The organism is Paenibacillus thiaminolyticus (assembly GCF_007066085.1).
In the GTDB taxonomy this organism is placed as follows: domain Bacteria; phylum Bacillota; class Bacilli; order Paenibacillales; family Paenibacillaceae; genus Paenibacillus_B; species Paenibacillus_B thiaminolyticus.
The window spans coordinates 692102-718532 of the sequence record NZ_CP041405.1; the positions used below are offsets into that span (position 1 = coordinate 692102).

General features: G+C 51.1%; 26 protein-coding genes. 7 read left to right on the forward strand and 19 right to left on the reverse strand.

What is annotated here, in order from left to right:
- Positions 1-244: 244 nt before the first annotated feature.
- Positions 245-1684, reverse strand: a complete 1440-nt coding sequence (locus tag FLT43_RS03045) for a GNAT family N-acetyltransferase (RefSeq protein ID WP_087440542.1) — start codon at positions 1682-1684, stop codon at positions 245-247.
- A gap of 203 nt (positions 1685-1887) precedes the next feature.
- Between FLT43_RS03045 and FLT43_RS03050 the strand changes: the two genes are divergently transcribed.
- Positions 1888-2118, forward strand: a complete 231-nt coding sequence (locus tag FLT43_RS03050; RefSeq protein WP_087440543.1) for a hypothetical protein — start codon at positions 1888-1890, stop codon at positions 2116-2118.
- A gap of 91 nt (positions 2119-2209) precedes the next feature.
- Here the strand turns inward: FLT43_RS03050 and FLT43_RS03055 are convergent, their stop codons facing one another.
- Complete coding sequence (locus FLT43_RS03055) at positions 2210-2998, reverse strand: class I SAM-dependent methyltransferase (RefSeq protein ID WP_087440544.1); 789 nt, start codon at positions 2996-2998, stop codon at positions 2210-2212.
- Positions 2999-3251: 253 nt separating this feature from the next.
- Positions 3252-3830, reverse strand: a complete 579-nt coding sequence (locus tag FLT43_RS03060) for a helix-turn-helix domain-containing protein (protein WP_087440545.1) — start codon at positions 3828-3830, stop codon at positions 3252-3254.
- 148 nt (positions 3831-3978) lie between these two features.
- Between FLT43_RS03060 and FLT43_RS03065 the strand changes: the two genes are divergently transcribed.
- The gene (locus FLT43_RS03065) at positions 3979-4689 is read left to right on the forward strand and encodes an AzlC family ABC transporter permease (RefSeq protein WP_087440546.1); all 711 of its coding nucleotides are present in this window, start codon (positions 3979-3981) and stop codon (positions 4687-4689) included.
- Positions 4686-5003, forward strand: a complete 318-nt coding sequence (locus FLT43_RS03070) for an AzlD domain-containing protein (RefSeq protein WP_087440547.1) — start codon at positions 4686-4688, stop codon at positions 5001-5003. The genes FLT43_RS03065 and FLT43_RS03070 overlap by 4 nt, the downstream gene beginning before the upstream one ends.
- Before the next feature lie 64 nt (positions 5004-5067).
- On the opposite strand, the gene FLT43_RS03075 is transcribed toward FLT43_RS03070, so the two are convergent.
- From FLT43_RS03075 to FLT43_RS03090, 3 genes are all read right to left on the reverse strand, one after another.
- Positions 5068-5718, reverse strand: a complete 651-nt coding sequence (locus FLT43_RS03075) for a Type 1 glutamine amidotransferase-like domain-containing protein (RefSeq protein WP_087440548.1) — start codon at positions 5716-5718, stop codon at positions 5068-5070.
- A gap of 324 nt (positions 5719-6042) precedes the next feature.
- Entirely contained in the window at positions 6043-6441 is a 399-nt protein-coding gene (locus tag FLT43_RS03080; RefSeq protein WP_087440571.1) for a GNAT family N-acetyltransferase, read from the reverse strand.
- Between the two features lie 682 nt (positions 6442-7123).
- Positions 7124-7651: a GNAT family N-acetyltransferase gene (locus FLT43_RS03090; protein ID WP_087440549.1), complete on the reverse strand. Its 528-nt coding sequence runs from the start codon at positions 7649-7651 to the stop codon at positions 7124-7126.
- Positions 7652-8621: 970 nt separating this feature from the next.
- On the opposite strand from FLT43_RS03090, the gene erm reads away from it, so the two are divergent.
- Positions 8622-9476, forward strand: a complete 855-nt coding sequence (gene erm, locus FLT43_RS03095; protein WP_087440550.1) for a 23S ribosomal RNA methyltransferase Erm — start codon at positions 8622-8624, stop codon at positions 9474-9476.
- Positions 9477-9551: 75 nt separating this feature from the next.
- Here the strand turns inward: erm and FLT43_RS03100 are convergent, their stop codons facing one another.
- From FLT43_RS03100 to FLT43_RS03135, 8 genes are all read right to left on the reverse strand, one after another.
- Entirely contained in the window at positions 9552-10580 is a 1029-nt protein-coding gene (locus tag FLT43_RS03100; protein ID WP_087440551.1) for a LacI family DNA-binding transcriptional regulator, read from the reverse strand.
- 105 nt (positions 10581-10685) lie between these two features.
- Positions 10686-11942, reverse strand: coding sequence for an ABC transporter substrate-binding protein (locus FLT43_RS03105; protein WP_164776375.1), 1257 nt, complete (start codon positions 11940-11942; stop codon positions 10686-10688).
- Between the two features lie 65 nt (positions 11943-12007).
- A complete protein-coding gene (locus FLT43_RS03110) occupies positions 12008-12841 on the reverse strand; it encodes a carbohydrate ABC transporter permease (protein ID WP_244194020.1) in 834 nt (277 codons plus the stop codon).
- A gap of 8 nt (positions 12842-12849) precedes the next feature.
- Positions 12850-13752, reverse strand: coding sequence for a carbohydrate ABC transporter permease (locus tag FLT43_RS03115; protein ID WP_087440554.1), 903 nt, complete (start codon positions 13750-13752; stop codon positions 12850-12852).
- A gap of 521 nt (positions 13753-14273) precedes the next feature.
- The gene (locus FLT43_RS03120; RefSeq protein WP_087440555.1) at positions 14274-15497 is read right to left on the reverse strand and encodes an FAD-dependent oxidoreductase; all 1224 of its coding nucleotides are present in this window, start codon (positions 15495-15497) and stop codon (positions 14274-14276) included.
- Between the two features lie 71 nt (positions 15498-15568).
- Positions 15569-16117: a YeeE/YedE thiosulfate transporter family protein gene (locus FLT43_RS03125; protein WP_174818179.1), complete on the reverse strand. Its 549-nt coding sequence runs from the start codon at positions 16115-16117 to the stop codon at positions 15569-15571.
- Between the two features lie 34 nt (positions 16118-16151).
- The gene (locus FLT43_RS03130) at positions 16152-16379 is read right to left on the reverse strand and encodes a sulfurtransferase TusA family protein (protein ID WP_087440556.1); all 228 of its coding nucleotides are present in this window, start codon (positions 16377-16379) and stop codon (positions 16152-16154) included.
- A 72-nt stretch (positions 16380-16451) separates the two neighbouring features.
- The gene (locus tag FLT43_RS03135; RefSeq protein WP_087440557.1) at positions 16452-17141 is read right to left on the reverse strand and encodes a YeeE/YedE thiosulfate transporter family protein; all 690 of its coding nucleotides are present in this window, start codon (positions 17139-17141) and stop codon (positions 16452-16454) included.
- Positions 17142-17312: 171 nt separating this feature from the next.
- On the opposite strand from FLT43_RS03135, the gene FLT43_RS03140 reads away from it, so the two are divergent.
- Positions 17313-18197: a LysR family transcriptional regulator gene (locus FLT43_RS03140; RefSeq protein ID WP_087440558.1), complete on the forward strand. Its 885-nt coding sequence runs from the start codon at positions 17313-17315 to the stop codon at positions 18195-18197.
- A 127-nt stretch (positions 18198-18324) separates the two neighbouring features.
- Here the strand turns inward: FLT43_RS03140 and FLT43_RS03145 are convergent, their stop codons facing one another.
- Both FLT43_RS03145 and FLT43_RS29180 read right to left on the reverse strand, forming a co-directional pair.
- A complete protein-coding gene (locus FLT43_RS03145; RefSeq protein WP_115057880.1) occupies positions 18325-19731 on the reverse strand; it encodes an S-layer homology domain-containing protein in 1407 nt (468 codons plus the stop codon).
- Between the two features lie 84 nt (positions 19732-19815).
- Entirely contained in the window at positions 19816-20016 is a 201-nt protein-coding gene (locus FLT43_RS29180; protein ID WP_143800445.1) for a hypothetical protein, read from the reverse strand.
- Here FLT43_RS29180 and FLT43_RS29185 point away from each other — a divergent pair.
- Positions 20008-21729: a hypothetical protein gene (locus FLT43_RS29185; protein WP_185974558.1), complete on the forward strand. Its 1722-nt coding sequence runs from the start codon at positions 20008-20010 to the stop codon at positions 21727-21729. The two genes, FLT43_RS29180 and FLT43_RS29185, sit on opposite strands and share 9 nt — an antisense overlap.
- A gap of 151 nt (positions 21730-21880) precedes the next feature.
- Here the strand turns inward: FLT43_RS29185 and FLT43_RS03155 are convergent, their stop codons facing one another.
- Positions 21881-22297: a hypothetical protein gene (locus tag FLT43_RS03155; protein ID WP_087440561.1), complete on the reverse strand. Its 417-nt coding sequence runs from the start codon at positions 22295-22297 to the stop codon at positions 21881-21883.
- Positions 22298-22308: 11 nt separating this feature from the next.
- Positions 22309-24672: a preprotein translocase subunit SecA gene (gene secA, locus FLT43_RS03160; protein ID WP_087440562.1), complete on the reverse strand. Its 2364-nt coding sequence runs from the start codon at positions 24670-24672 to the stop codon at positions 22309-22311.
- Positions 24673-24807: 135 nt separating this feature from the next.
- Here secA and FLT43_RS03165 point away from each other — a divergent pair, with 135 nt between their 5' ends.
- Positions 24808-25743 carry a tyrosine-type recombinase/integrase gene (locus FLT43_RS03165; protein WP_087440563.1) on the forward strand — a complete coding sequence of 312 codons (936 nt, stop codon included), beginning with the start codon at positions 24808-24810 and terminating at the stop codon, positions 25741-25743.
- A gap of 352 nt (positions 25744-26095) precedes the next feature.
- On the opposite strand, the gene FLT43_RS03170 is transcribed toward FLT43_RS03165, so the two are convergent.
- On the reverse strand, positions 26096-26311 hold the full coding sequence (locus tag FLT43_RS03170) for a sulfurtransferase TusA family protein (RefSeq protein ID WP_087440564.1): 216 nt from the start codon (positions 26309-26311) through the stop codon (positions 26096-26098).
- Positions 26312-26431: the final 120 nt, after the last annotated feature.

Sequence of the window (26431 nt, forward strand, 5' to 3'; positions counted from 1 at the left end):
AACTTGTCGAGCGAATCGGTGCTGTGAAGGCCCAGCAACAGTGTTCTGATCTCTTCCTCGCCATGCGGTCCGACGATGACGGCCAGCGGAAATAGCTCATCCGGGACGGTTCGCCGCCGATCCGATGTAATACTTTATCTCGATGCCGCTCATGTCCGCAAGCTGCACTTCGCTAAGAGGCAATGTCATTTTCCTTCCTCCCTTATGCTTCCGTCTCCCTTATCGCGGTGAGCGGACTTGACGCTCATCCCTCATTCGCTTGTCCAAGATTAGCCGCAATCGTATAAAAATGGAGCCGGTGCAGCTCACGGAAGCCCGCATTGCGATACAAGCGCAGCGCCTGCTCGTTATCCGCTCGAACGCACAGCGTTATCTTTTCGATCCGGGGGTCTTCGAACAGATAACCCAACCCCCGCTGGAGCAGCGCCGACCCGATTCCTCTTCCCCGAGCCGAAGGAGCGACGGCAATGAACTCAATCCGGCCTTCGCCGAACTCCGGCTCCTGCTCCACGTAAATATACCCTTGCAAGCCCTCTTCGTCTTCAAACATAAATACGCAATAATTCTCGTTGATTCGTTCCAAAATGTCCGGGCCGCTGCAGTACGTTCCGGGAAATACACTCTCATGCAAGCGAAGAAATTCTCCGGAGCGAAGCGATGATAATTCCCGCACGGATGGGTGCGCATGCCTGATATGGAGCGACCGCTCTCCCTCAAGCACCACCTCCGTGCTCTTCAACTCGGCCCCAAGCTGCATCATCCATTGCTGGGCATTCCCGTTCATCTCGTTATAAAAGCCGTAAAACGTATCCACCCGATACGCCAGCTCGTTCCTCATTCGGTGCCACAGCTGCATGGCGCGCTGCTGCCATTGTTCCTCCGGACAGCTTAGGAACGGCCCCCATATCTCCGCTGACCGCCCGCCCGCATCGATATCCAGTCCAAGCGCTCCAACCAGCTCGCCTCGTTCCACTTGTACGGCGAAGGCTTCATCCAGAGCAGAGAATTCATGCTCAAGCGCATGCTCGATCTCGTCCGGCTCCTGACCGCAATAGCCGACATGATGCTTCAAGTCCCGATTCAAGCCGGCGATGAACGAAGCGAGCGCACGCTTGTCCGGGAACGCGCTGGCACACTCAGCCGCGGAAGATTCGTTAACGGATTCAGCGCCGGTCTGGTCTACCTGATCCCATACCATTGCAATCTCGGTATGCTTGGCGTCTCCAATCTGAATCTCCTTCGTATTCCGGGCCCAGCCTCCCATCCTCTCGTAAAAGGCAATGGCCGGATTCCCTTCCAGCACCCATAAATACAGCGAGGTATGTCCCTTCTCTCTCAAATCGGCAACCATCCGCTCGAACAGCATCCTGCCCCAGCCTCTTCCCTGGACTTCCGCCAATAAATAGACGGCGTAGAGTTCATAGTCACACCCCATCTCCGGCTCCCGGCTCTTGCCGGCATGGAGGAAGCCGACAATCCCCTGCTCCTCCGTCTCGGCGACAATGAGCGTCTGATCGGGGGGCAGCTGGGCCAATATGCTGTCCCACATTAGCTTGCGGCGCTCTACGCGCAGGGATTGTAGAAATTTTTCCGGCACCAAGCCCGAGTATGTAGTCAGCCAGCTGTCCACATGAACCTGGGCGATGGCTGCCGCATCGTCTGCGGAAGCAGTTCTTATCCTCATAGCGCAACGAACCTCCTGATCGTGGAATGCACTGCGAATCCGGAAGCAGAATCATTCCTTCATTTTATTTAACTAGATCGATCTCATTCTCAGCGCCACAAGCGCAATCAAGCCCTCCCAATATCATCCACAAGCCGGGCGTAAATTCGCCGTGCCTTCCCGGCACGAACATCATAGTGTAATGATAAAGGAGGGGAGCACCAATGGAAGCTTATCATAATTGCTTATATTGCATGAACAAAAAAGTCCGCATTCTGACAGTGGACCGCAAAGAATATGTCGGAACGATTGTGAATGTGGATAGAGAGAATGTCTATTTGCGGCCTGAAGCGAGAGGCGGCAAAGTCAAGACTTCCGGATTCTACCCCTACTCTTCCAGCAACGATATTATTACACTCAGCTTATTCGTCCTGCTTGCTATCGCATTGCTGTAACGCGACTAGGCCCGGCATGCTGCCGGGCCAGTTGCTTGCCCTTGCCCTACGAAGAAGCTCTGCGTGAAAAGACATGGATGCGCTTCCGACGTTAGAGCTTATCCGCCACGATGATATAAGATTTCGGTATACCCTTATCAAAACCGTCGCACGAAAGGTTCGGCAATTCCTCCAATGATTTCACATAAAGCCCTTCCGCCGCGATCGAGGTCACGATTTCGCCCATTGTCCAGTTCCGCAGCCGCACCTTGCGGGCTGCATTCGGGACAGCACACCTATCCAGATATTTGGTATAGGCAACTTCTTTTTCAATGAGCGACGTATCGAAGTAGTCTCCCGTCACTTTATGCTTTCGAATATTCGCCGTCGTTCCTCGGGAAGAAATCAGCTTCGTCGATACGGGATGAAAATCCTGCAAAATCAACCTGCCTCCCTGGATCAACAGGCGGGAGACCACGTCGAACAGAGGGCCCAGCTCCTGAAAATAATGGAGAATCCCCTTCTCCATCAGCACGATGTCATATGATTGCGTTAACTCGCATGCGGGCAGCTGCAGCACATCAGCCACGATATATTGAATGCGAACGCCCGCTTCCCCTGCCAGCTCCTTCGCATAGCACTCGTTAGCGGCCGAGAAATCCACGATCGTGACCTCCGCCCCCAGCAAAGCAAGGGCCACGGCCTTGCTGCCATTTGAACCGAGAAGATTGATAACCCTCTTCCGTCGTACATCCCCTGCATATTTATATAATTCTCCGATCCGCTTCGCCGGGTCTTTTTTGATCCGGGCCGCTGCTTCTTCCGGCTGGCCGAAGCGATTCAGCCACGCTTGATATGCATTGGCATTCCATGATGCTTGATTCCCTTGTATCGTCTCCATTCGACATCCTCCATCCTATTCCGTTCGATGTTATGCGGTTGCGGAGATAGAATTGAACAATGGAATCACCTCGGCCTTCCGATTGGGTAGTGGTACGGTAACATATAGTAACATATAGGATATCTGCATGAATGGAGACACAGCTTCGTTATTCCCTGCCTATCGATTAATCAAGTACTGCGCCGCCTCCCAAAGATCAGCGGCGGCTTGAAGCAGCATACCTATGCCCGGCTTCCTGCAGGCGCAGCCCGCCCTAAATGGAAGACTTGGGGCTAGAGACGTTAGAATATAGAATTGATACGGCGATCTCGCAGATTTCATCGGTGTTGTTTTTGTAAATATGTCCGGTCTCCGCCGAGAAGGAGATGGCATCGCCCTTGCTTAACGTGCTCGTCTCCGGCCCGATCTCGATCGTCAGCGTTCCCTCAAATACGGTGATCGACTCGATCACCCCCAGACCGTGCGGCTCCGATTGATAGGAGCAGCCCGGAAGCAGCCGGGCCCGGAACGTCTCCAGCGAGACGCCAGGCGCCGCATATGTGTTGTACGCCTCGAAGCGCTTGTTGTCTTCTCGGAACTGGGGCTGCTCCTCCGCCCGCACCACCTTCAGGGACGGATTCTCGAATATGAACGCCGTGAGCGGCACCTGCAAGCCGGAAGCTATCTTCCACAGCGTAGCGACCGTAGGGTTCGAGCTGCCGCGCTCAATCTGGCCAAGCATCGGCTTGCTTACGCCCGTAAGCTCCGCCAGATCATCCAGCGTCAGGTTCAGCTGCTGCCGATAGTGACGAAGACGCTTGCCGATCCGGTCTGAGATTAAATCTTTTTCCATAGTTCCTCCCAGATGCAGAGATGTTCAAAATTCAAACACTTTCACAATAACATGACAAAAATTAGACATAAAAGTAGTTGCTTCCGTCTGTCGGTATGTTATATTATATCTCGGGACTTACGATAACATATTAGAGGAGCATACCGGAATGTCGGGCTATGTATCATCCACAATACCAAAGACTATACCACTGCGAAAAGGGTTTACGAAAGCCGTTTTCGATGTATTTCCGCTTGCGGTGAGCGTGTTCACGTATGGTCTTGCGTTCGGCGCGCTGGCCAACAACGCTAATCATTTCACATGGTTGGAGACGATTGTGATGTCCTTATTTGTCGTGTCTGGCGCGGGCCAATTCACGATCCTGTCCTTACTCCAGCAGGATGCGGCCCTGTGGACGATCGCCCTTAGCACGTTTCTAATCAATGCCCGTTATATCATCTATACCTTGTCTGTGGGCCGCGAGCTTGAATCATGCCGCCGGGGACAGCCGCTCTGGCTGTGCCACATCATTACGGACGAGAGCTACAGCGTGTCCATGATGGAGGCGCAGCGCGGCAAGCTCAGTGTCGCCTACGTTGCAGGCGCTGGCTGCACCGTATTCCTGTCATGGGTTCTGAGCTCGGCTGTCGGGTACCAGATCGGTGGATTCATCCAGGACCCTGCCCGGTTCGGCCTGGACTTCGCCTTCACGGCGGCCTTCCTCGGCCTGCTTGTCGTCATGCTTAAGCGACGCAGCCACGCCGCCGCAGCCGGACTCGCGATTGCCGCCTCCGTGCTTGCTTATCCTTGGTTCGGCACGTCCGGAGCGGTGTTCGCCGGAGCGGCGGCCGCATTTGCCGTAGGAGTGTATGCCAGATGATCTCGCTGCCAATCCTTATCGTCATCTGCGTTGCCGCCGCAGCGACCTACCTGACCCGGTATCCGAGCATGGCGCTCGCCCGGTACATCAAGATGTCGCCCAGCATCGAACGCGGCTTCCGCTATGTGCCGATCGGCGTATTCGCCGCGCTCGTCGCTCCAGCCATCTTCTACCACCCGACCGTCGACGGCCGGATCGAATGGATGTATTATGTAGCGGTCGTCGTGACCAGCCTGACCGCTTGGCTTAGCAAAAGCCCGCTCTGGGCGATGGTCGCCGGCGTGCTCGTCATTGCGCTGCTGCGGCTGATCTAGTTCAGCGGCCGCGTTCCGATTGAAGCGCATTCCAGCAGGAATGCGCTTGTAGCCATTCCTACGATTACAGCTCCTGTCGGGCGAAGCGGTACAGCCCCTCGCCTTCCGTTTGCACAAGCTCTTCGTTCATGAAATACACCCCCGTACCGTCATCCAGCCCATACCCAATGGATACCCCGGTCCGCAGAACTGCCGCCTTCAGGTTCTCCTCCTCACTCCATTGCGTGTAATGGACGCTAACTACGGCATCGCGGAGCAAACCCAATCCTTGAAGGAACAGATTCGTATTGCTGGCATTATCGATTGCCGGAATGACGCAGTCGGCCGGGCTGATCAAGGCGCCGGCGGAGAAGCCTGCCACCGGAACGCCCTTGCCATACATGTCCTGGATAACGCTCCCCAGCACCGTATCGACAATATGACTCCGATACCGCTCCGTATCCCCGCCGCAGATGACGATTCCGTGGCAGCCGAGCAGCTGCTCAATCGCCGTCCGCGAAGGCTGGGGAGTTAGCGCCAAATACATAAATTCGGTCAATCCGTTCCGTTCCAGCACCTCTGTGCAGGTCGGCATATACTCTCGCCATCCGTCTCTCTCGATGAATAATATCGCTGTCTTCCCCTTCCTGGCTGAAGCGATTGCCGCGAACTTCCTTCCCAGCTCTTCCCCGAACGGCGGTCCCCCGCCAAATAGAAACAGATGACGATCCTTCATTCGATCTACTCCTTCCTTGTACGAATGATAATTACAATATTATGGCTCTTCGCGATGATGCCGCTTCCCGATTCCGGCTGCGTTGGACGGCAGCTTAGGAACCGCATCGAGAAGGCAGGCGTCGGTAATAAATAGCTTGACTGTCCGGCCCGTATATCCCTCCTCCCCCTTGCGTGCAACCGCTGTCTTTCTTTACCATATCAGAAAAAAGAGCGTATTAGAAGGCTCTCATTCAACATGATATTCGCTCCCCGGCGACGACCGCTGGACGCATCCCGTCCGGAGCGGCGCCGGGATGAAGCCGCTGACCGCCATGCGCCATTGTTAGCAGGCCCGCTTATAATAGATAATCTCCGGGTCCCCTTCATCCAGATTGTCAATCATGCCGCTTCTCACGAAACCGAGCGATTCGCAGACACGCTGCATCGCGATATTGGATTCGTTCGTCGAGGTGAACAACTTCGGCGTCGGACTGCAGCGCTCGATATATTGAATCATGCTCCGGGCAGCCCCCCGCCTCCGGAATCGGGGAGCGACGATGACGAGCGCGATGAAGCAATGGCCGAAGAAGGAGTTCTCGTACACGGCGAAGCCCGCAACCTCCCGGCCGCTTCGGGCCACGATGCAGGTGCCGTTATAGATGGCCTGCGCAATATAATCCCGCCGGCTGTCATTACCGATTACGCTCTGATCGATCCGGCACACCGCCTCCCGATCCGCCATGTCCGCCGGTTCAACGACGAGATCCTGCTCTCCCGCCGGGACATCGTCAGACCAGCGGCTCCGCACCCATTGCGCGATACGCTCCGCCACCTTGGAAGGCGGTTCAAGGCCGGTGTCTATCGCGTGCGTGTGCATGGGAGGCTCCTCGAAGGTATCCCCATGGGAAAGGAGCCAAGGTGCGAAGCTGCGCTGCTCCTCGATCATGTCTTCATCCCGGTTCATCGCCTGCAATCTCTCCTCACGCCCCGCTTCGATGCTGTGCAGGTTCAAGAGGTGAATCCGGCTGAACTTATCGGCGCAGTCGCATTCCTCCAACTTCTCCGGCGTTATCGCGCCGCACAGCACGGTCCCTCTGCCGCCCTGAGCGATGCTGTATGCGATGCGCAGCCAATTGTTCGTGGCAGCCAGCCCGTCTTCATGCTCGAGAATGTCCATGTCGAACACATCGAACTCGGGCAAGAGCTCACGGATGATTGGAGCTGTGGCTGATTTTCCCGTGCCGCTGGCTCCGGTTACGATAAATAAAGGGAGTCTCATGGCTTCGTCTCCGTTCAATTAATACGATTTCGTTTTTGCCGCCGGATCGCATATTTCCTTCACCGTCTTCACGACGGCATCAGGCTGATAAATAGAAATGGCGGCTTCGCCTTTATCCGCCTCGCCTCTAACCCAACATGTTGGGTTAGAGCGCAATAATCATATGAATATCAAGAGGCTCTTTCTGGAACAGCTCGGGATCTTTGTCCCGGGTCAGCTTGCTGCCGCAGGATTGATAGAACTGAACGGCAGATTCGGTCTCCGTCGAGGAAATATATAAATATTTCGCTCCGCGGCGCCTCGCCTCCTCTGAGAGCAGCTGAATAATCCGCGTCCCCATGCCTTGCCGGCGGTACGCCCTGGAGACATACATCAGATCGACCTGTATTCGATCGTTGTCGGGACCTCTTAATCGATGAGCCAATACACCGAATCCGGCAAGCTTTTCCCCGTCAAAAGCGCCAATCGCCAGACCGCCATGCTTCAGCTCATACTGGAATCTCTCCTCCAGTTCCTTCAATTCAGCCTGATTCCATGTCGGGCATTCATGGCCCGCCGGTTGTTCCACGATCGAATCTCCCTGATTGACATATATCAAGTTAATTTGTTCCGAACGGTCGATCTCTTTAATTTTGTTGTATTCCTCAAGTTCCATCTTTCTGATGCTAATCATGATGTGCATCCTCCTTTGTCTTTCTCTCTTCTCTTCATGAACATGAACCTGACTCCTGTTCATTGCAGAATGCAAATCAACTCCTTCACGAAATAATAGCTGCAGTAACAGCAATCCATGGCGCCGTATATGATAAGCAGGACGAGCATGTCCTGCTCGTTCCTATAGATTACAGCGTGATTGGCTTATATTGGAACGGACTTCTTCATCTTACCACGGCCCCCTGCCGAGAGAACAGCATCAAAAAGAATTGCCAAAACCTAATTAATATGATAAGTTGGGAGTAATTTCAAGAATGGAGGGTTACGTGTGGTAGATAATAACCGAGTTTTCTTTGTGCATCTAATTGGATAATGCAAAGACTCTGCCTGCGGCGGAGGACTCGGGATTGGTCTGCCCTTTTGAAAGGTAACCCCAATCGTAATCTCATACAGGATGAACAGGAGCGTTGATCGGACAGGTGAGCCTTGATCTCCCTGCGGTTAGATCGCCGATCTATGCACATCCGATGATTCGACTGCGCACCAACCGTCAAGGAGGCATCGCTTCCTTGCGGCTTCTTCCCTTGTCCTCCTCAGGATACTAACACAGGCAGATGTCCCGCCTGTGTTTTTTTGCGTTTCGCGAGTCATGTATTGGCCCGCCATTTTGAGGGAAGGAGGTCTACATGTGGTAGATCAGGTCAACTGAGTTCAACCTTTGCGCACACTACCGATTTTTGCCAAAGGCTCTGCCGGCGTGCAGAGGACTCAGGACTGGTCTGCCCATTTTCCGAGGTACGCTTCCACGTTGCGAAGCCTTCCGATCCGCTTATCCGGATGGATTCATCCGGGAACGGGCGATCATGCGGCATGCCCTTTTGTCGGCAGGGCGTCTTATCGCTTGCCCATCCCTAGCTGAGCCCTCTTCGATTGCACGCATACGGCAGCAGCCGAACGATTGATTTTTGCGGGTAACGGAGGGACATCGAATGACTAGAAATAGACAAGATAAGCGGCATGCCGGCAGACGGGGTACGGGACCCGATGCCAATTATTGCGGGAAGCACCTGCTTCTGAACGAGCGGATCGTTCGTGAAATGATGGATAAGGCCAAGATTCGTCCGGCGGACACCGTGGTCGATCTCGGAGCCGGAACCGGTGCGTTCACCTTCGTCCTGGCCGAGAAGGCCGGCAATGTGATCGCGATTGAGAACGATCCGGAATTTGCGAATATGCTGCGGCGCAAGTCGAAGGAGCATGACAATATTACGATCGTGGAAAGGGATATCCGGAAGGCTTATCTGCCGAAGCAGCCCTTTTGCGTTGTGTCCAATATTCCGTTCTCCATTACGACGCCGATTCTCAACATGCTGATGGATGCGCCTGCGGCCTCCTTCCAGCGAGCGGCGCTCATTCTGGATTACGGCGCGGCCAAGGGCTTGACCGCCCGGCTCATACGGCATCCTCGCCTGCTGATATGGCGAACGGGGTTCGATATCGAACTCGTTAAGTTGATCCCGAGGCATCATTTCGCTCCTCCGCCAAGCGTGGATACCGCGATGGTCCTAATTCGGCGAAAAGCGCGGCCTCTCGTCGCGCCCAAGGACAGCCATACGTTCGCGGCATTGGCCGAGTACGCGCTGAAGCGGCCCGATCTTCCGCTGCATGCGGCCTTGCAAGGCATATTTACGCCGCCGCAGATGAAGCATCTGGTCAGATGCCTCGGCATAAGCCGCGATATCCCGGCCTGCGCGTTGAATGAGCGCCAATGGGGCATCGTGTTCCAGACGATGCTGGAACGAGTCGAGCCGTACCGCTGGCCCCGGCGGCAGAGGAAGAAGTAGTCCAGTGCAGCACATATGGACAAAAATATAAGCAGAAGGCACGGTAAGCATGAATAAGAAGCTTACCGCGCCCGCTTATACCAATTGACCGACCCAATTACATACTCCGGTAGATTCTCTGGGAATCAAGGTTGTTGGCAATAAAATTTCCACAAATGGCTGGTCCCGATTCTCCATTCGCCAAGTTAATTGTTCAACCGCTTTAAGCGCGAATAATGACAAATTAACCTCGATGCTTGTCGTTGGCGGAGTGCTTATACGGGAAAGCTGTCCATTATCGAAGCTGCATACGGACACATCCTCCGGTACACTCAAGCCTAACTTCTGAAGTCCTGAATTGAGCAGAAGCCCGAGGGCATCGTTTACGCAGAACCAGGCGGTCGGCTGCCGTTTCAATAGAGACAATTGATGGAGCAGCGCATCCATATCTTCCTGCGCGTCATTCAAGATAATATCCGGATTCAGGGCCAAATGATGATCTTCCAATCCCATCAAATATCCTTCAAGCCTTTCATAATAGCTCGGAGAGAAACGGATATTTCCGGCGAACCCGATGTCCCGATGACCCAGTTCAACCAAATGTTGAACGGCATCATAAGCCCCGAAGCGATTATTCGTCAGAATGCAATCCGCTTGAACTCTCGGATGATGATGATCAATAAGGACGGCAGGAATACCGGTTTGTATGACGGCATTGATATAATCCGTACTGAGATGTGATAGAATCAATATTCCCTCCATCTGCCGCTCCTCCAGAAAAGGGGGCAAAAGCAACCGGTCAATCGCTTCTTGATTAATGGATTGAATCCGCAGATTCATCCCTTTCTTCGACACCTCTTGCTCAATCTCCAAGTAAATCTCACCGAAAAAGTTTTTCTGGGCAAAAGCAAAATCGGAAGCAATCAGCGCAATGCTGCCGCTTCGCGTATTCATTTTGTTCATGCGGGCTTGCGGATAAATATAGCCCATTTGAAGAGCCGTTTCTGAGACTAATTTTCTAGTTTCTTCGCTCACGCCGCCTTTTCCGGATAGCGCTTGGGACACCGAGTTTTTCGATATTTGTAATGCATCAGCAATATGCTGCATCGTTACCTTTTTTTTGATGTTCGCCGGACCTCCTCTCCTATGCCCCTATATGAGTGAAAGCACCTCCTTCGCAAAGTCGGTGCTTTTCAACTCAACTATATGATCAATAATAACGGGCGCAGCTTACTTTTTAATAATGTCATGGAGTCTGGCTATCGTCGCATCGACAGCCTGGCCGACGTCTTCGCCTTTCTCGAGAGGTTGGATCAGCTTCTCCCAGATGACCCCGTCAATTTCTGCTTGCTGAGGCTGGTTGTTAAAGCCCCTTGCAAACTCGGATGCTTTCCGAATCGTGTCTACCGCATAGTCTTTGTCGGGACGGATCGTGGAAATCGCATCAAAGGACGACTTGGTAGGAGCGACCACTTTCCAATTATGCATCGCTTTCGTCATGTCCTGCAGCGCTTTCGCGGCAACTTCCGGATTTTTTGTCGTTTTCGACATCGCCGTAACCCCTATCCAACTGAACGTGACTTGTTCCGTGCCTTTTGGCGCCAGCGTCATCCCGACATTAAATGTTGCAGTCTTCTCGAAATCGTCTCCCGCACCGCCTACGAACATGGCGACTTTGCCCGTTTTGAACATATCGGCGCCGCCCATGGAATCCGCTTGCGCTCTCTCCGGCAGCACGCCCGACTTCGCGATTTTTTGATACATCTCCAAGCCTTGCATCGCCTCGGCGGAGTTCAACGTGATGTTGCCTTCCTTATCAAATACGTCGCCGCCATAAGACCACAGGAACATAGGCAGCGGCATATTGTAAATAAGTCCTCCCCATTGCCCGTCTTTCGTCAGCTTTTTACCCGTGTCAATAAAATCATCCCAGGTCCAGTTTTCATTCGGCAGCTCAATTCCCGCTTCCTCGTACATATCCTGATTGTAATAGAGCACGTAGGGCTGTGAAATCCATGGCAGCGCGTAGATTTGGCCCTGATTGACCCCTACATCCAATGCGCCTTGAAAATAATCGTCTCTATTAAAATCCGTCTTGGCTAACTCTTCATCCAATGGCTTGATCGCCCCTAATTTAGCATACTGAGCCACATACTCTTGAGACAGCCACATGAAGTCCGGCGCCTGCTTGCCTGCGATCATCGCCTGCAGCTTTTGATAATAGTCGGCTGGAATACTTTGGACTTCAATAGTGTATTCACTCGAAGCTTCATTCAATTGCGCAATGAGCTCTTCAAACTCTTTCAACTCGGAGGCACCGGCCCAAGTCGCGACCTTCAATTTCACCTTTTCTCCCGGCTGGCCCGATTCCGCAGCTCCTGCCGATCCGCTGACGCCTTGTTCTCCAGTGGAAGTCCCGCAGGCGCTTATAAGCATCGTTACCATCGCTAACACCAGCAATAAAATCGTGATTCTCCGCTGTTTCATGTTTACGTCCCCCATCGGTTTATATTGTCATTGCCTCTGAAAAACTTGCCTGAAGGATAGGAAGATTATCCTTTGATCCCGCTGAGCTTCACCCCCTCGACGAAGTGCTTTTGGGCCACGAAAAATACCGCAAGAACGGGCAGCAGCGCCAGGATGGAACCTGCCATGAGCGGCCCCCATTCCACTTTCATCATACCTTTGAACATGGACAGACCGAGTGTAAGCGTAAATTTGTCGGTATCGTTCAAATAAATCAGCGGGCCCATCAGATCGTTCCAGCTGCCTTGGAACGAGAAAATTCCAATCGTAATTAATGCAGGAACAGAAAGCGGAATAAAAATTTTGTAAAATATTTTAAAGCTGCCCGCTCCATCCACGACCGCAGATTCTTCCAATTCCTTCGGTATCGAGAGGAAGAACTGTCTTAATAGGAAAATGAACACCGGCGCGCCGCCAAAAAAACCGGGGATAACCAGCGGCTTAATCGAATTGGACCAGCCCAGCTCGCTGAAAGCGATAAACACAGGGATCAACGTCACTTCTCCCGGAATCATAATGGTAGAGAGCATCAGCATGAACCAGAAGTTTTTCCAGCGAAAATCGAATCTGGCAAATCCATAAGCGACAAATGCGGACACGAACACGTTGCTTAACAGCTGCAAAAACGTAATGATTGCTGTGTTTTTGAACAGCACTAAAAAATTGATTTCCTCGATCGCCCGCGTGTAATTTTCCCAGTGGAGCCCGTCAGGCCAGAGCCGCGGAGGCATTTCGAAAATAATATCGCCCGATTTCAACGAAGTGGTAATCATCCACAACAGCGGGAATAAGGTGGTCAGTGAAAACAGAGCCAAGAAAAAATAGAGAAGGATATTGCGGCGTAATTTCTTGTGCTTCATCTTGCTCCCTAACATGGCGCTCCCTTACCTTTCTTTGCTTTTTTCTTGACTTCAGCCGAGTAGAACACCCATGCCGAAGAGGACTTGAATACGAGCAAGGTCAATACGAGGATAATAACGAATAAGATCCAGCCCATTGCTGTCGCGTACCCCATCTTGAGATAGTTGAACGCATTCTCGTACAGGTACACCATATAAAATCGGCCTTCATTTTCCGCGCCGCCAATTATATACGCATCGCTGAACTTGCGCATTGCGCCAACGATACCCATGACCAGGTTATAGAAGATAACCGGCGTAAGCATCGGCAGCGTAACCGCTTTAAATTTCTGGAACATATTCGCTCCGTCAATTTCGGCCGCTTCATACAGATGGCTAGGAATATCCTGCAGCCCTGCCAAATAGGTCAGCATGCCCCCGCCGGCTCCCCAGACGACCATCATTAAATAAGACGGCAGCACGAGATCCGGATCGGATAACCACCCGAGAGGAGCAATCCCGAACTTGGACAGCACCAAATTAATCAGACCGAAATCTTTGTCTAAAATCCATTTCCACAGCAAAGAAATCGAAACGCCGGAGACAACGGCAGGCAAATAAAGCGCGGTTCTAAAAAAGCCGACGCCCCTAACCTTGCTGTTGACCAGACAGGCGATCAGAAGGGAAGTCGCGATTCCAAGCGGCACCGAGATGACCGCAAACCGGATCGTGACCCAAAGCGCTTTGAGGAAGTTTTCATCCTTGAACAGTGCAATGTAATTATCCAATCCAACGAACGTAGGACTGTTGAACGTGTCCCATTCCGTCAATCCGATATAAAAAGCAAACCCCAGCGGGGCTACGGTAAAAATAAAAAAACCGAGAATCCAGGGCATAATATAGATGTAGCCCATGTTTTGCTTCAAGCGCATCGGCTCTCCTCCTTCTCGGAAGCAAACGCTTCCACCACCACAAGTTCTAAATACAAGCGACCTGTTCTAATCCAACACTTAACATTACAAGTCACAATGAACAACCTTATTATTATATGTTTAAATACTCATGTCAACATTATATTTTCGAATTGTCACGCATTTTGTAATTATTTGTAATCGTTCCAACCCTAATTCACTGTATAATTACCTATCTTTGATCTAAAAATTAGTACTACTTTACTTAGTAAAAAGCGAACTCCTTATCTCCTTCCATTTTTGTAACGTTATTTATTTTTTATTGTAACGTTACTAATTGAGTGTTTCTGGAGGAATGGAAAGCCTGCAAGCATTGATTAATCCGCTTAAATAATCCCTTGGAGGCTTTCTTCCAAGGGATTAAAAAAGGCAGCCTGGAACAGAATCGTTCCAGGCTGCCGCTTGACCGTCGCTTATACCGTTAGCCGCAAGCCGCAGGAAAATAAAAAAGCGGGGGTGGTGAGCCTCCGCTTTCCCAACGATTATGTTAAAAGTCCAGCCAACGACGCTTCGTTGATATTTTCGGTAATTACCTGTTGAATCTTCCCTTCCGTTACATAGACGACGGCCGGGACGGCATCAATTCCCAATCTGGCCGCAAGTCCAGGCGATTTGTAGACATCGACCTTGGTCACTCTGAACTCCGATGAATGCGCCTGCTCGAATGCCTCCATGACCGGCAGCAGCTCCCGGCACGCCGCATCCGTCGCGTTCCACAGGTAGACAACCGAGGGCTTGCCATGATTCAGGATCTGATTCTCATATACTTCACATTCCGATAAATATTTCTCCGCCCCATATCCCGCTATCGCTCCGTCGCCGACGGCCGTCGCCACCTGCTTGAGGAATTTGTCGCAGACGTCGCCCGCAGCGAAGACGCCGGGCACGTTCGTCTCCATTCTGTCGTTGATGCGGATATAGCCGTTCCGGTTCATCTCGATCATGCCGTCGAAAATCTCCGTGTTCGGCACATAGCCGATGAACAAGAAGCAGGAATCGACCGGAACCTTCTGCAGCTCATTCGACTTCACGTTCCTCAGCACGACGGTATCCAGCCTCTCCTCGCCTTCGAAGGAATGGACGACCGTATTCCAGATGAACTCCATTTTCGGATTTTCGAGCGCCTCGGTTTTGGCGATTTCGTTGCAGTCCATTTTACCGTGATCATGCATGACGGAGACGATTACCCGGTCCGCGAACTTGGTCAGGAACATGCCTTCCTCAATAGCCGCATCGCCGCTTCCGACCACCATGACCGTTTTGCCCGTATTCGAGGCAGCGTCACAGGTCGCGCAGAAGGAAATGCCTTTGTCATACAAATATTTATCCTCGTTCTGGGCTCCGGTCAATCTTGGCTTGCCCCCGCTTGCAATAATAATGGCTTTGCATTCGTACCGGATGCGGAACGTCTCGACGATTTTGACATCGCCGTCAACAGATACCGATCTGACATCGGTCATTTTGAAAGCAACGCCGAACTTCTTCGCCTGCTTGTGGAACAAGCCCATCAGCTCCGTCCCGGTTGCGCCCTCCGGAAATCCGGGGTAGTTCTCTATCTCATTCGTGTAGGTGGCGAGGCCGCCTACGAGCGATTTCTCCAGAATAAGCGTCTTCAATCGCGCGCGTCCGCAGTAGATTCCCGCAGTCAAGCCCGCGGCGCCTCCACCAATAATGACTACATCATATTGTTCCGTTTTCTTTTCCATTGCCTTCGGTCCTCCTATACTGGCGTTGTTCGTTTATGAAAAGAGGCTGACTCTCGTCAGCCCTCTTGTTCCTACATAAAATATTTGGCCAATAGCTTGCTGCCAACAAAGGCTCCGGCGAACAAGAACAGCCAGAAAATCCAGCCGGACAGCGACAGCGAAGAAATGGAGGTGAACAACGCGCCGATGTTGCACCCGTTGGCCAATCTCGCGCCGTAGCCCATCAGGAGGCCGCCCAATGCCGCTGCAAAGATTTGCTTTTTGGATTTGATTTTCTTCAATTTGAATTCGGATGCGAACAGCGTAGCCAGCAGCGCACCCAAAATAATACCAAGATTGCGTATCGAGCCGCCGTCGTTCATGAATCCGCCGGATAATGTTTTTTGCGCCTTTTCCGAGCTGAAATAAGCCCAATCGTCAACATTGCCGCCCACGAGCTGATACAGCCACGCCCCCCAGTCCGCGAACGCGCTCGTGACGCCCCATCCTTTGGAGAAGACGGCCAAATGCGCGATGGCGAAAATCGCGAGCAGCACAGCTCCGGTCACATACGTAAACGGTTCTTTCAGCAGACGTTTGTAAAAGCGGTTCGATGTGATTTTCAACCAAAATGCATTCACCGCTTTCACCCCCTCCTTTCTTCCTCAGCGAAGGCTATTTGGTCTTCTCGATGACGATTTCCCATTCCCCGTCTTCGATCTCTTCGATTTCCACGTTATGCCCCTGCTTTCTCGCCCACTCCGGCACATTCTTCATCGCGCAGCTATGGTCGATCGAGACAATCAGGACATCGCCGGCATTTAGTTCAGCCATTTTCTTCTCTGTTCTCATCAGAGGTACCGGACAAGCTTCTCCCATGCAATCAAGTGTAAATTCAGCCATCTTGATAACCACCTTTATCATGTTATTTTTATGAAAAGAAAAACATTGTGAACAAAATCACTTAATTCCGCATTATTCAGCACTTCCCATCTTCTTCTCCTGCCATTTGACCGAAGCGATATAGAGCAGCAATATAATGAGGAACTGGACGATCAAAGCGCCAAGCCATCCGAATACATCCGGCAGGAACACCGCTGGCGCATCCTTGATGACGTGGGCCCGCCACCAGCCCATATCATGCGCTCCCCAGAGAGAGCCAAGAACGAAGAAAAACAGTGAAATCATCTGCATCGTGAAGCCTTCCCCTACACGCATCAGCGTTCCCGAGGCACAGCCTCCGGCGATGACCATTCCGATGCCGAACAGTACGGCTCCGATGACGAGGGCGAAGCTGATCGGCCCGACATTATCCATGCCAGGAATCGGATTCCCTTGCATGTAGGCCGAATATTTGATGGCCGTGAATCCAATCGTGGCCAAGGAGCAGGCAACGAGTACCGCTCTCGTTACCGACGTGCTTCCCGTAATGCACGGGTCCCTCATCGAAGCGGTGAAGCAGAATCGCGATCTTTGCAAAATGACGCCAAACGAAAGACCGAACAGCAGATAGACGACCATATTGTCATTGTAACGATTCAAGTAGAAACCGAAGGCAATGACGAGAGCGGTTGCCAATAAAGCATAGGGCAGTTGACTCTTCTTAGGCTTTCTAGGTGCCCGGATTCGGGTCGATTTCGTCGCGGGACTCGGAGTTTGTCCCATCTTGCAGCACCTCCAGCAATAAGATTATTTAACTTTGTGAAAATAGTAACATACTTATCGGTACCGTGGTTATATGCTTTGTTTATACTGTATAAGTTTTGCTAATGGCACGACAGACAAACAGAAGGGCTTTCAACAAGTTCTAAGCGGGTAAACAGGAGGTAGTCACGCATGAATGTGGAAACGCTTAAATTGTTCCTGGACATCGCGGCGCTCAAGAGCATCTCGAAGGCGGCGCATAAGGCTCACATTACGCAATCGGCGCTTAGCCAGCAAGTCAAATCATGGGAAACGTTGTTGGGGGCCGAGCTTCTTCAACGAAGCAACAAAGGTGCCCAGCTCACCGAAGCGGGACAGATCGCTCAGAAATACGCGGTTCAAATTTGCAAGCTGTATGATGATATGCTGATGGAAATGAAACATCTGGAGCACGGTCCGCACCAGTTGTCCATATACGCGATTCCGGAAGTGTGCAATTATGCCCTTCCCTGCACGCTGTATGAAGTGAAGAAGCATTTTCCCGACTTTTTGATCACCTTGAATGAGGGCTTTTCATCGGAAATCGAGAAGCATATTTTGCTTGAGGAAGGCAATATCGGATTTATCTCGGGGCCTTCGACCAATCCCGAATTGGACTCCTGCAAAGTATTCTCGGATAAGGTCATGCTCGTCACCAGCACCAGCGCCCTGCGTCCCGACACGATAGCATTAAGCGAGCTGCCGCGATTTCCGCTGATCTGGTCCGCCCAGCTCTCCTGCGTGCAGCGGGCCTTGAATGCGATGACGGAGGGCGAGCCAAGCCTGAACATTCTCTATAATCTGGATTCGATCGAAGCCGTCAAGCTCGCCGCCATCAAAGGACACGGGACCGCCTTTCTCCCCTATATGTCCATCAAAAAAGAGCTGTACACCAAACAGCTCCGAATCATCGATATCGATAATTTTCAAGTATACAACGAGATACACATGATCAAAAAACAGAACCGGCGCGGCGACATGGAGACCCGTCAATTAATTCGCTATATCGAGAAGAGACTGGTCGACACGGTGTGTTGAGGGGGTGGCCGCACCCGCAAGAAAGAAGACGCTTCCGTCCCCGCTTGTTTCGCGGTTTTGGAAGCGTCTTGGTTCATTGATCAGCTTCGTCTAGGCCCCGATTGCTTCGGGGAACGTCTGTCGTTGCCTATAGACCTAATGCATTGGCAACGACAGTGACGGCTTCTGCTCTATTGGCGTTCTCTTGCGGGTTAATGTTATTGTTGTAACCACTCAAAATGCCTTGAGCGATTGCCGTTTCTACCGACTTCACAGCCCACTTGGATACTTTGTCTTGGTCTTTAAATTTTGCATTCGGTTGATCATGCTTCAGATCGAACGCTTTGACAACCATGGCGGCCATTTGTTCTCTTGTAATCGGATCGTTAGGTCCGAAGGTCGTTGAATCATAGCCGTTCACAATGCCATGCGCGCTCGCGATGGCGATGTTATCTTTCGCCCAATGTTTCTCCGTATCCTTGAATCCTTTGCCGTCGCTGCCCTTCAAATCGAGCGCTTTAACGAGAATCGTGGCGAATTCAGCTCTCGTAATTTTATTTTTTGGCTTAAACGTGTTGTCTTGATATCCGGCAATTGCGCCTCTTTGAACCAACGCGAGAATGTTCTTCTCTGCCCAATGTCCATTAATGTCCTTCAACAGGATTTGTGGAGATTGTGGTTCTTCTGCCTTGGCTTCTTCTTTGGCTTTGGCCAACACGGCCAACTTCGCGAATTGGTCCACCTCGCCGCTTACCGTCTTAGCGGAGGCGTTGAGAGAGATGTTCTCCAATGCAATCCATTCTTTTTTATCTGCGTCCAACCGGTATACCGCCAGCTCGTATTTATCCGGATGGAACTTGGAGCTGTCGAATGGGAGCGCGATCGTCATGTTTTTCACAAGCTTCTCTTTTGGGCTGACCGTGATTTCGAACACTTCGCTCGCCAGTTGCAGATGAGCCGGAATATTCAGTCCGGAAGTACTACTTACTTTTTCCACTTTGAGCTGCAGCGTTTTTGCTGCCGCGCCCGCTGGGATGTCGAACTTTACGCTGTTCAACGTAAAGGAAGCGCTGCTTGCATTGATAGTTCGACCATTGGATGGCGTTGTCGATGAAGGTGTGGAAGTGCTGCCTCCACCTCCACCGCCTCCGCCGCCGGAGCCGCCGGAACTGCCGCTACCTGGGGTTCCGCCTGGCGTGCCGCCGTTATCCTCTTTGGCCGTTACGTTAAATGTTCCGGAGGCCGATTCCGAGCCTTGCCCTGCTATCGCCGTATACTCGCCGAGATCAGCGTCGGAAGGAAGATGGAAGGTGACCGCAAAAGCCCCTTCTGCACCGGTGTCGGCCACATCTACATAAAGTATCGTCTTGTTCGGACGAAGTACTTTAACGCTCACTTCTTTTAATGTTGATTTTCCCTTCAGTTCGACCGCTTCCCCAGGCTTTTTATTCGCTATCTGCTCCAAAGTGATTGGCTCTGAAGCAAAGACGGACAAAGGGAAAATTGTCAAAAGTACCGCCATTATCGTAATATTTCTTAGCATTCCTTTTATCACGAACTGCTTACCTCGCTTTCAAGTATAATCGAATCCGGAACTCTCCGGATTCGATTATGAGCATGATATCAACTTATAGAGTCCTTAGTTCAACATGACAGGCTTCGCCAACGAGGTTAGGGCTTTGCCCGGATCGCTCGTGAACTCGTCAAAGACGAACACCTTAACGGAATAGCCTGAACCGTCCACATTAAAATGAGCGGTTACTTTTTCAAGCTCGGAAATGTTTCTTTCCAAAGCAACAATGCTTACCGGCGTCGTATCATCCTTAACCAATTGGAACACGACGACGACATTTTGTCCTTCTCCTTGCGGAGCGATATCGACAGAAACGGTTATGCCACCATCCTTAACGAGCGCTCCATTTTCGATGGCGTAAGCCTTATCTTCGTCACCTGGTTCTTCGCCATCGCCTGGTTTTTCACCTTCGACTGGGTTCTCACCTTCGCCCGGGTTTTCGCCCTCACCTGGGTTTTCACCTTCGACTGGGTTTTCACCTTCGACTGGGTTCTCACCCTCGACTGGGTTTTCACCTTCGACTGGGTTCTCACCCTCGACTGGGTTCTCACCTTCGACTGGGTTTTCTCCCTCGACTGGGTTCTCACCTTCGACTGGGTTTTCTCCCTCGACTGGGTTCTCACCTTCGACTGGGTTTTCTCCCTCGACTGGGTTTTCTCCCTCGACTGGGTTTTCACCTTCGACTGGGTTTTCTCCCTCGACTGGGTTTTCTCCCTCGACTGGGTTCTCACCCTCGACTGGGTTCTCACCCTCGACTGGGTTCTCACCTTCGACTGGGTTTTCTCCCTCGACTGGGTTTTCACCTTCGACTGGATTTTCTCCCTCGACTGGGTTTTCTCCCTCGACTGGGTTCTCACCCTCGACTGGGTTCTCACCTTCGACTGGGTTTTCTCCCTCGACTGGGTTTTCTCCCTCGACTGGGTTCTCACCTTCGACTGGGTTTTCTCCCTCGACTGGGTTTTCTCCCTCGACTGGGTTCTCACCTTCGACTGGGTTTTCTCCCTCGACTGGGTTCTCACCTTCGACTGGGTTTTCTCCCTCGACTGGGTTCTCACCTTCGACTGGGTTTTCACCTTCGACTGGGTTTTCTCCCTCGACTGGGTTCTCACCTTCGACTGGGTTTTCTCCCTCGACTGGGTTCTCACCTTCGACTGGGTTTTCACCTTCGACTGGTTTTTCTCCCTCGACTGGGTTTTCTCCCTCGACTGGGTTCTCACCTTCGACTGGGTTTTCTCCCTCGACTGGTTTTTCTCCCTCGACTGGGTTCTCACCCTCGACAGGGTTTTCTCCCTCGACTGGGTTCTCACCTTCGACTGGGTTTTCTCCCTCGACTGGGTTTTCACCTTCGACTGGGTTTTCTCCCTCGACTGGGTTCTCACCTTCGACTGGTTTTTCTCCCTCGACTGGGTTCTCACCTTCGACTGGGTTTTCTCCCTCGACTGGGTTCTCACCTTCGACTGGGTTTTCACCTTCGACTGGGTTTTCTCCCTCGACTGGGTTCTCACCTTCGACTGGGTTTTCACCTTCGACTGGGTTTTCTCCCTCGACTGGGTTTTCTCCCTCGACTGGGTTTTCTCCCTCGACTGGGTTTTCACCTTCGACTGGTTTTTCTCCCTCGACTGGGTTCTCACCCTCGACTGGGTTCTCACCTTCGACTGGGTTTTCTCCCTCGACTGGGTTTTCTCCCTCGACTGGGTTCTCACCTTCGACTGGGTTTTCTCCCTCGACTGGGTTCTCACCTTCGACTGGATCCTGTTCATCATCGGTGCCTGGATCCTCTTCATCGTCGGTGCCTGGCTCCTCTTCATCATCGGTTCCTGGCTGCTCTTCGTCGGTACCTGGCTCTACTCCATCACCGTCCAGCTCTGTCCCCGTTTCAATATCCTCTACGGGAATCTCTTCCTCATCGATTCCCTCCGCAGAGACCGTTCCTGGCACAACAGCAACAACCGGGGCGATGGCCATCGTGGTGGCAGCTAATACTTTGGTTGCTGCCAGTACGCCAGCTGTTACTTTGCGGCTTCCCGGCGCTTTCAACTCATTAAGCTCTTCATTACGTTCTTCTCTTTTACGTGTCATTGAAATATTTTTCTCCTTCCTATTCCTTTTTTGGTTGATGGATTCTACTCTATTAACATGGCATCACCTCTTTTACCTGGAATATGCGCCACGAATCCCCTGCGAAGCGCACCAGACTGACCAGATACGCCGCTTTCTTTTCACCTGATTGATGTTGATAGAACACTTCCATGTTGCAGCGGTAGACCGGATCTTCGTCTTGCGTGACGAACACTTCATTAAGCAAGGCAAACCCTTTGAACCAAGCAGGATCAGGCTTGATATTCGGATATAGAAACTCCTCCGCATACTGATTGACCAAGGCGATAATGCGGAGCTGTTCGCTTAACTCAATGACTTCTTTGTTCTGCACCGTTTCATTTTCCTGGGGCTGTTCCGGCTGTTCGATCAAGGTGTCGTCCTCAGGAACTGTTTCTCTCTTAAAGAGCTTTTGACGAAGAAGAGAAAGAAAATGATATGTTTGCTTCATAACCAATTTAGCTATCCTACCTTTCCGTTGACCTGCTGCCCTTCACGAATCCTCTCCTTCAAAACGGCATCATATACCTTCTTTCTCACTGTTTCCTCCATCTGCCCATATAACTTCCAAGCATCTTCCTTAAAGGCTTGCACCGGATCTTGTTTTCCGTATTTCCGAAACTGAATTCCTAACTTTAACAGCTCCAACTGCTCCAAATGACGCATCCATGCTTTGTCGAGAATTTGCAAATAGGCGCTTCGCCATTTTTTGCAGCATTGGCTTCGATTCTCTAATGGGAACAAGTCCTCAAGCTTCGCATCCCAATATGCATTGATGGTATCCATGAGCTCGGACCGGTCGGCAGCCTTATTTTCAGGAACAAGAAGAGTGGACGGCAATCGAAACTCGCGAGACAATACGGAAATATCCCATTCATCAGGTGCTTGTTCACGAGGAGCATGCGTCTCCATCCATTGCCGAACATAGCGTACAAGATGCCCGCGCAGAAAATACTGAATATCCTGCCCGTCAACGACTTCTTTTCGATGCTCATAGAAGCTTACTCTTTGTTCGTGCACAACCGAATCGAGCACATAGACGAAGGTCCGAATTTCATAATTTTGCTGTTCAATCCTCTTCTGAACTCTTTCAATCCAGCGCGCTAACGTTTGTTCCCTAATCCCGCTCTCTCTCCATTGGAATTTGCCGAACCATTGCACAGCTTCTTCAGAAGCGAATCTATCAATCAGTTCATCTTCCATCGAAATATAAAAGCAGGAGGAGCCCGGATCTCCCTGTCTGCCTGAACGGCCTCTTAATTGATTATCAATTCTGCGGCTCTCGTGCCGCTCCGTCCCGATGACATGCAGCCCCCCAAGCTCTGCTACCCCCGGTCCCAGCACAATGTCCGTACCTCTGCCCGCCATATTGGTCGCGATCGTTATCGCTCCCTTCAATCCAGCAGCAGATATAATAGATGCTTCTTTTTCCTCCTCTTTGGCGTTCAGAAGCTGATAGGGAAGCTCTAATGCCTGCAGACGAGAGGCAACCTCCTCAGATTGTTCAATCGACGTCGTTCCGATTAACACCGGTTGTCCAATGGCATGCCGTTTTTTGACTTCACGCATGATTTCGCTGTACTTTTCTTGTCTCGTCATGAAAAATACATCTTCTTCATCGATGCGCAGAACGGGCCTATGCGTTGGAATGGCGACGATATCCAATCCGAACAGATTCTGTACTTCTTCCGCTTCACTTCGGATGGTTCCGGTCATCCCGGTCAGGTATGTATACAAACTAAAAAACTTTTGTATCGTAATTACCGCATGTGTCACGTTTTCTGGACTTAACGGCACATCCTCTTTCGCTTCGATCGCTTGCTGCAAGCCGTCATTATATTGCCGGCCTTGCAAAATACGTCCGGTAAAAGCATCAATAATGGCTACTTTTTCATCCCTAACAATGTAATCCACATTGCGCTTCATCAATGCTTTGGCGCGCAGGCTTTGCAATAAATAATGATAGACGTTCGTATTTTCCAAATGGTATAAATTATCAATCATGAAGACCTTTTCAATCGATTGAATGCCTCTGTCCGTAAACGTAACCTGATTCAGCTCGCGATCCACTTCATAATCCCGCTTCTCCTGCAACCGTTCGACAAACCGGGCGCAAACATAATACAGATCGGGCGATGCCTTCGTTTTTCGAGCTATGATTAACGGCGTGCGCGCTTCATCGATTAAGATGCTGTCGATCTCATCAAGCAGCGCATATGCCAGGGGCCGTTGAACCCGTTCATCCGGCTCCCGTGCCAAGTGATCCCGCAAATAATCAAAACCGAATTCGCTGCACACACCGTAAGTCACATCTTTTTGATAAGCCTCTTGCTTCGCCTTGATACCCAAGCCTGCGAGATTTAATCCGACACTGATCCCAAGAAATTCAAAAATGGGCTTCATCTCCGCATAATCCCGTCCTGCCAAATATTCGTTCGCCGTAATGAGATGCACGCCATGCCCCTGTAATGCGAACCAATAAATGGGTAGTATGGAAGTCGCGGTTTTACCTTCGCCAGTCGCCATCTCGGCAATATTGCGCTCGGTCATCGCCCAGCCGCCCATCAGCTGTACGTCATGCAGGGTCTTCCCGGATATTCGGCGAATCGCTTCTTTAGCCAGCGCGAACGCTTCGACTTTCATAAGAGGCGAACCCCTCTCCTCTTCCGCTTTGGAGCGCAATTCCTTGGATAGCGACTGCAGCTGCTCATCCGAAGAAGAGGACAGTTGGCGATAGTGGCGGTCGATGTGACTGACAATGCGCCGCAATTTTCGTATCTCCGTTGACTGGCGGTCAAATATCCGCTTCGCAAGTCGGAACAGCAATGCTTGACCTCCTTTGCAACCAACTCATTTGGCATAATAACCATTTCCAGGTTTTGCTTCTTCTGATTTTTCCATTACAATTTAAATTCGTACAATATGTGTTGTTCGCAGAAACAATAAGGAGGAATTCACACGATGCTTCAGACAGTCTTACGGTTACTGCCCAACTATTCCGAAACGATTGCCCCTTGCTCCGATGAACAAATTATCAATATGTTTTTGTCGTCAAGCAGCCGTTCTCCATATACAATTCGCAATTATCGGAATGCGATTAACAAATTCTGCCTATTTATTGGGAATAAACCGTTGAAGGATGTGACGTGGAGAGAAATCGAGGTCTATAAAATCAGCTTGGCTCAAGGCTTTTTAAGCCCAAACAAAAAATCGCTGGCGCCCGCCACGATCGCTGCTCATATCGCTCCGTTGCGCTCGCTATACAATTGGGGAAGTGACGAAAATAGAGGCTTCTTTCCCACGAATCCGACAACATGCGTTCGTGTGCCGAAGATCGCGGTGAACAGCAAAAATCATTATTTAACAGCGCGTGAAGTCCGCCTTCTGCTAGAACAATTAAAAATTCAGGGATTCCGCGACTATGTGATCGGGATGACGCTTGTGCTGCTCGGGGTGAGGGTATCGGAATTAATCGCATTGGAGTGGGATGACTTCCATACGGATCCAGAGGAGACATCGATGTGGGTGACGATATCCGGCAAAGGCGATAAACAGCGTGAAGTGAAGGTTCCGCAACTGTTATGGCGGTTACTATGTGAACTCCGGGAACAAAATAGGGATATGGACGGCCAGCGGATTTTCCCTATTTCCGTAAGACTTGTTGAGAAGATCATCCAGAAAGCACGCGAAGAAAGCGGCTTGAAGAAAAAAGTAACGCCACATTGGCTTCGACATACCAATGCGACGCTGGCCCTGCTCCGCGGCGCTTCCTTGCAGCAAGTTCAGGAATCTCTTGGACATACGCATATCAATACGACGCAACGGTATCTGCATACCGTGCAGCAAATGAAGAAGGCCGCTCCCGACTTCGTTGCCGATTCGATAATGATGAAATGAAGTGAGGGGTTGATCAAATGGTTAATTTTATCTATACTATTTTTTGGGACCCAAATGTAGAATTGAATAATATATTAGCAAAACATGTCGAACAACACATATTGTACGAATTTAGTTTACCTTCCACATCATAGAACTACACTAGTGTTTTATTTCCTACATATGATGAATTACCCATTTTTATTTTTTTCGACAATACGATCGCAAATTTCAATACAAGCCTGCGTAATTTTTTGCGCAGGCCTTAATTATTTTCTGTGCCTAACGCTTCAGCGGCCTTCTCCTCAACCCAAAAAAGAGTTGTATGCGAAATACATACAACTCGAACTCAACATTTCATATAAGGGACTTATTACGCCTCTATCGTAATTTCCCACACGCCATTGATGACTTCGTGAACCAAGCATTTCAACTTATTGCTGCGGCAGTAATCGCCGATCGATACTTTGGCGCAACTATGATCAGTCACGAGCAGCACCTTCTCTCCGCCGCGGATCGCTTCCTGATGCTTCTTCAGCATCATCACGGGCACCGGACAGACTTCACCCAAGCAATCGATCTCAATCATTGATACCGCCTCCGTCCATCGGGATGTACTCCTATGCTCCGCTACCGAGTATACGCCGTCTGACGGTGAAGCACAAGAGCTCTTTCAGACGGCGTGCGTCCCCCACAATCTGCAGTTCAT

Bases quoted from the DNA above. Each gene is read 5' to 3' on its own strand.
- FLT43_RS03045 (WP_087440542.1), bottom strand. From the start codon at position 1,684: ATGAGGATAAGAACTGCTTCCGCAGACGATGCGGCAGCCATCGCCCAG.
- FLT43_RS03050 (WP_087440543.1), top strand. From the start codon at position 1,888: ATGGAAGCTTATCATAATTGCTTATATTGCATGAACAAAAAAGTCCGC.
- FLT43_RS03055 (WP_087440544.1), bottom strand. From the start codon at position 2,998: ATGGAGACGATACAAGGGAATCAAGCATCATGGAATGCCAATGCATAT.
- FLT43_RS03060 (WP_087440545.1), bottom strand. From the start codon at position 3,830: ATGGAAAAAGATTTAATCTCAGACCGGATCGGCAAGCGTCTTCGTCAC.
- FLT43_RS03065 (WP_087440546.1), top strand. From the start codon at position 3,979: ATGTCGGGCTATGTATCATCCACAATACCAAAGACTATACCACTGCGA.
- FLT43_RS03070 (WP_087440547.1), top strand. From the start codon at position 4,686: ATGATCTCGCTGCCAATCCTTATCGTCATCTGCGTTGCCGCCGCAGCG.
- FLT43_RS03075 (WP_087440548.1), bottom strand. From the start codon at position 5,718: ATGAAGGATCGTCATCTGTTTCTATTTGGCGGGGGACCGCCGTTCGGG.
- FLT43_RS03080 (WP_087440571.1), bottom strand. From the start codon at position 6,441: ATGGCGGATCGGGAGGCGGTGTGCCGGATCGATCAGAGCGTAATCGGT.
- FLT43_RS03090 (WP_087440549.1), bottom strand. From the start codon at position 7,651: ATGATTAGCATCAGAAAGATGGAACTTGAGGAATACAACAAAATTAAA.
- erm (WP_087440550.1), top strand. From the start codon at position 8,622: ATGACTAGAAATAGACAAGATAAGCGGCATGCCGGCAGACGGGGTACG.
- FLT43_RS03105 (WP_164776375.1), bottom strand. From the start codon at position 11,942: ATGAAACAGCGGAGAATCACGATTTTATTGCTGGTGTTAGCGATGGTA.
- FLT43_RS03110 (WP_244194020.1), bottom strand. From the start codon at position 12,841: ATGAAGCACAAGAAATTACGCCGCAATATCCTTCTCTATTTTTTCTTG.
- FLT43_RS03115 (WP_087440554.1), bottom strand. From the start codon at position 13,752: ATGCGCTTGAAGCAAAACATGGGCTACATCTATATTATGCCCTGGATT.
- FLT43_RS03120 (WP_087440555.1), bottom strand. From the start codon at position 15,497: ATGGAAAAGAAAACGGAACAATATGATGTAGTCATTATTGGTGGAGGC.
- FLT43_RS03130 (WP_087440556.1), bottom strand. From the start codon at position 16,379: ATGGCTGAATTTACACTTGATTGCATGGGAGAAGCTTGTCCGGTACCT.
- FLT43_RS03135 (WP_087440557.1), bottom strand. From the start codon at position 17,141: ATGGGACAAACTCCGAGTCCCGCGACGAAATCGACCCGAATCCGGGCA.
- FLT43_RS03140 (WP_087440558.1), top strand. From the start codon at position 17,313: ATGAATGTGGAAACGCTTAAATTGTTCCTGGACATCGCGGCGCTCAAG.
- FLT43_RS03155 (WP_087440561.1), bottom strand. From the start codon at position 22,297: ATGAAGCAAACATATCATTTTCTTTCTCTTCTTCGTCAAAAGCTCTTT.
- FLT43_RS03165 (WP_087440563.1), top strand. From the start codon at position 24,808: ATGCTTCAGACAGTCTTACGGTTACTGCCCAACTATTCCGAAACGATT.
- FLT43_RS03170 (WP_087440564.1), bottom strand. From the start codon at position 26,311: ATGATTGAGATCGATTGCTTGGGTGAAGTCTGTCCGGTGCCCGTGATG.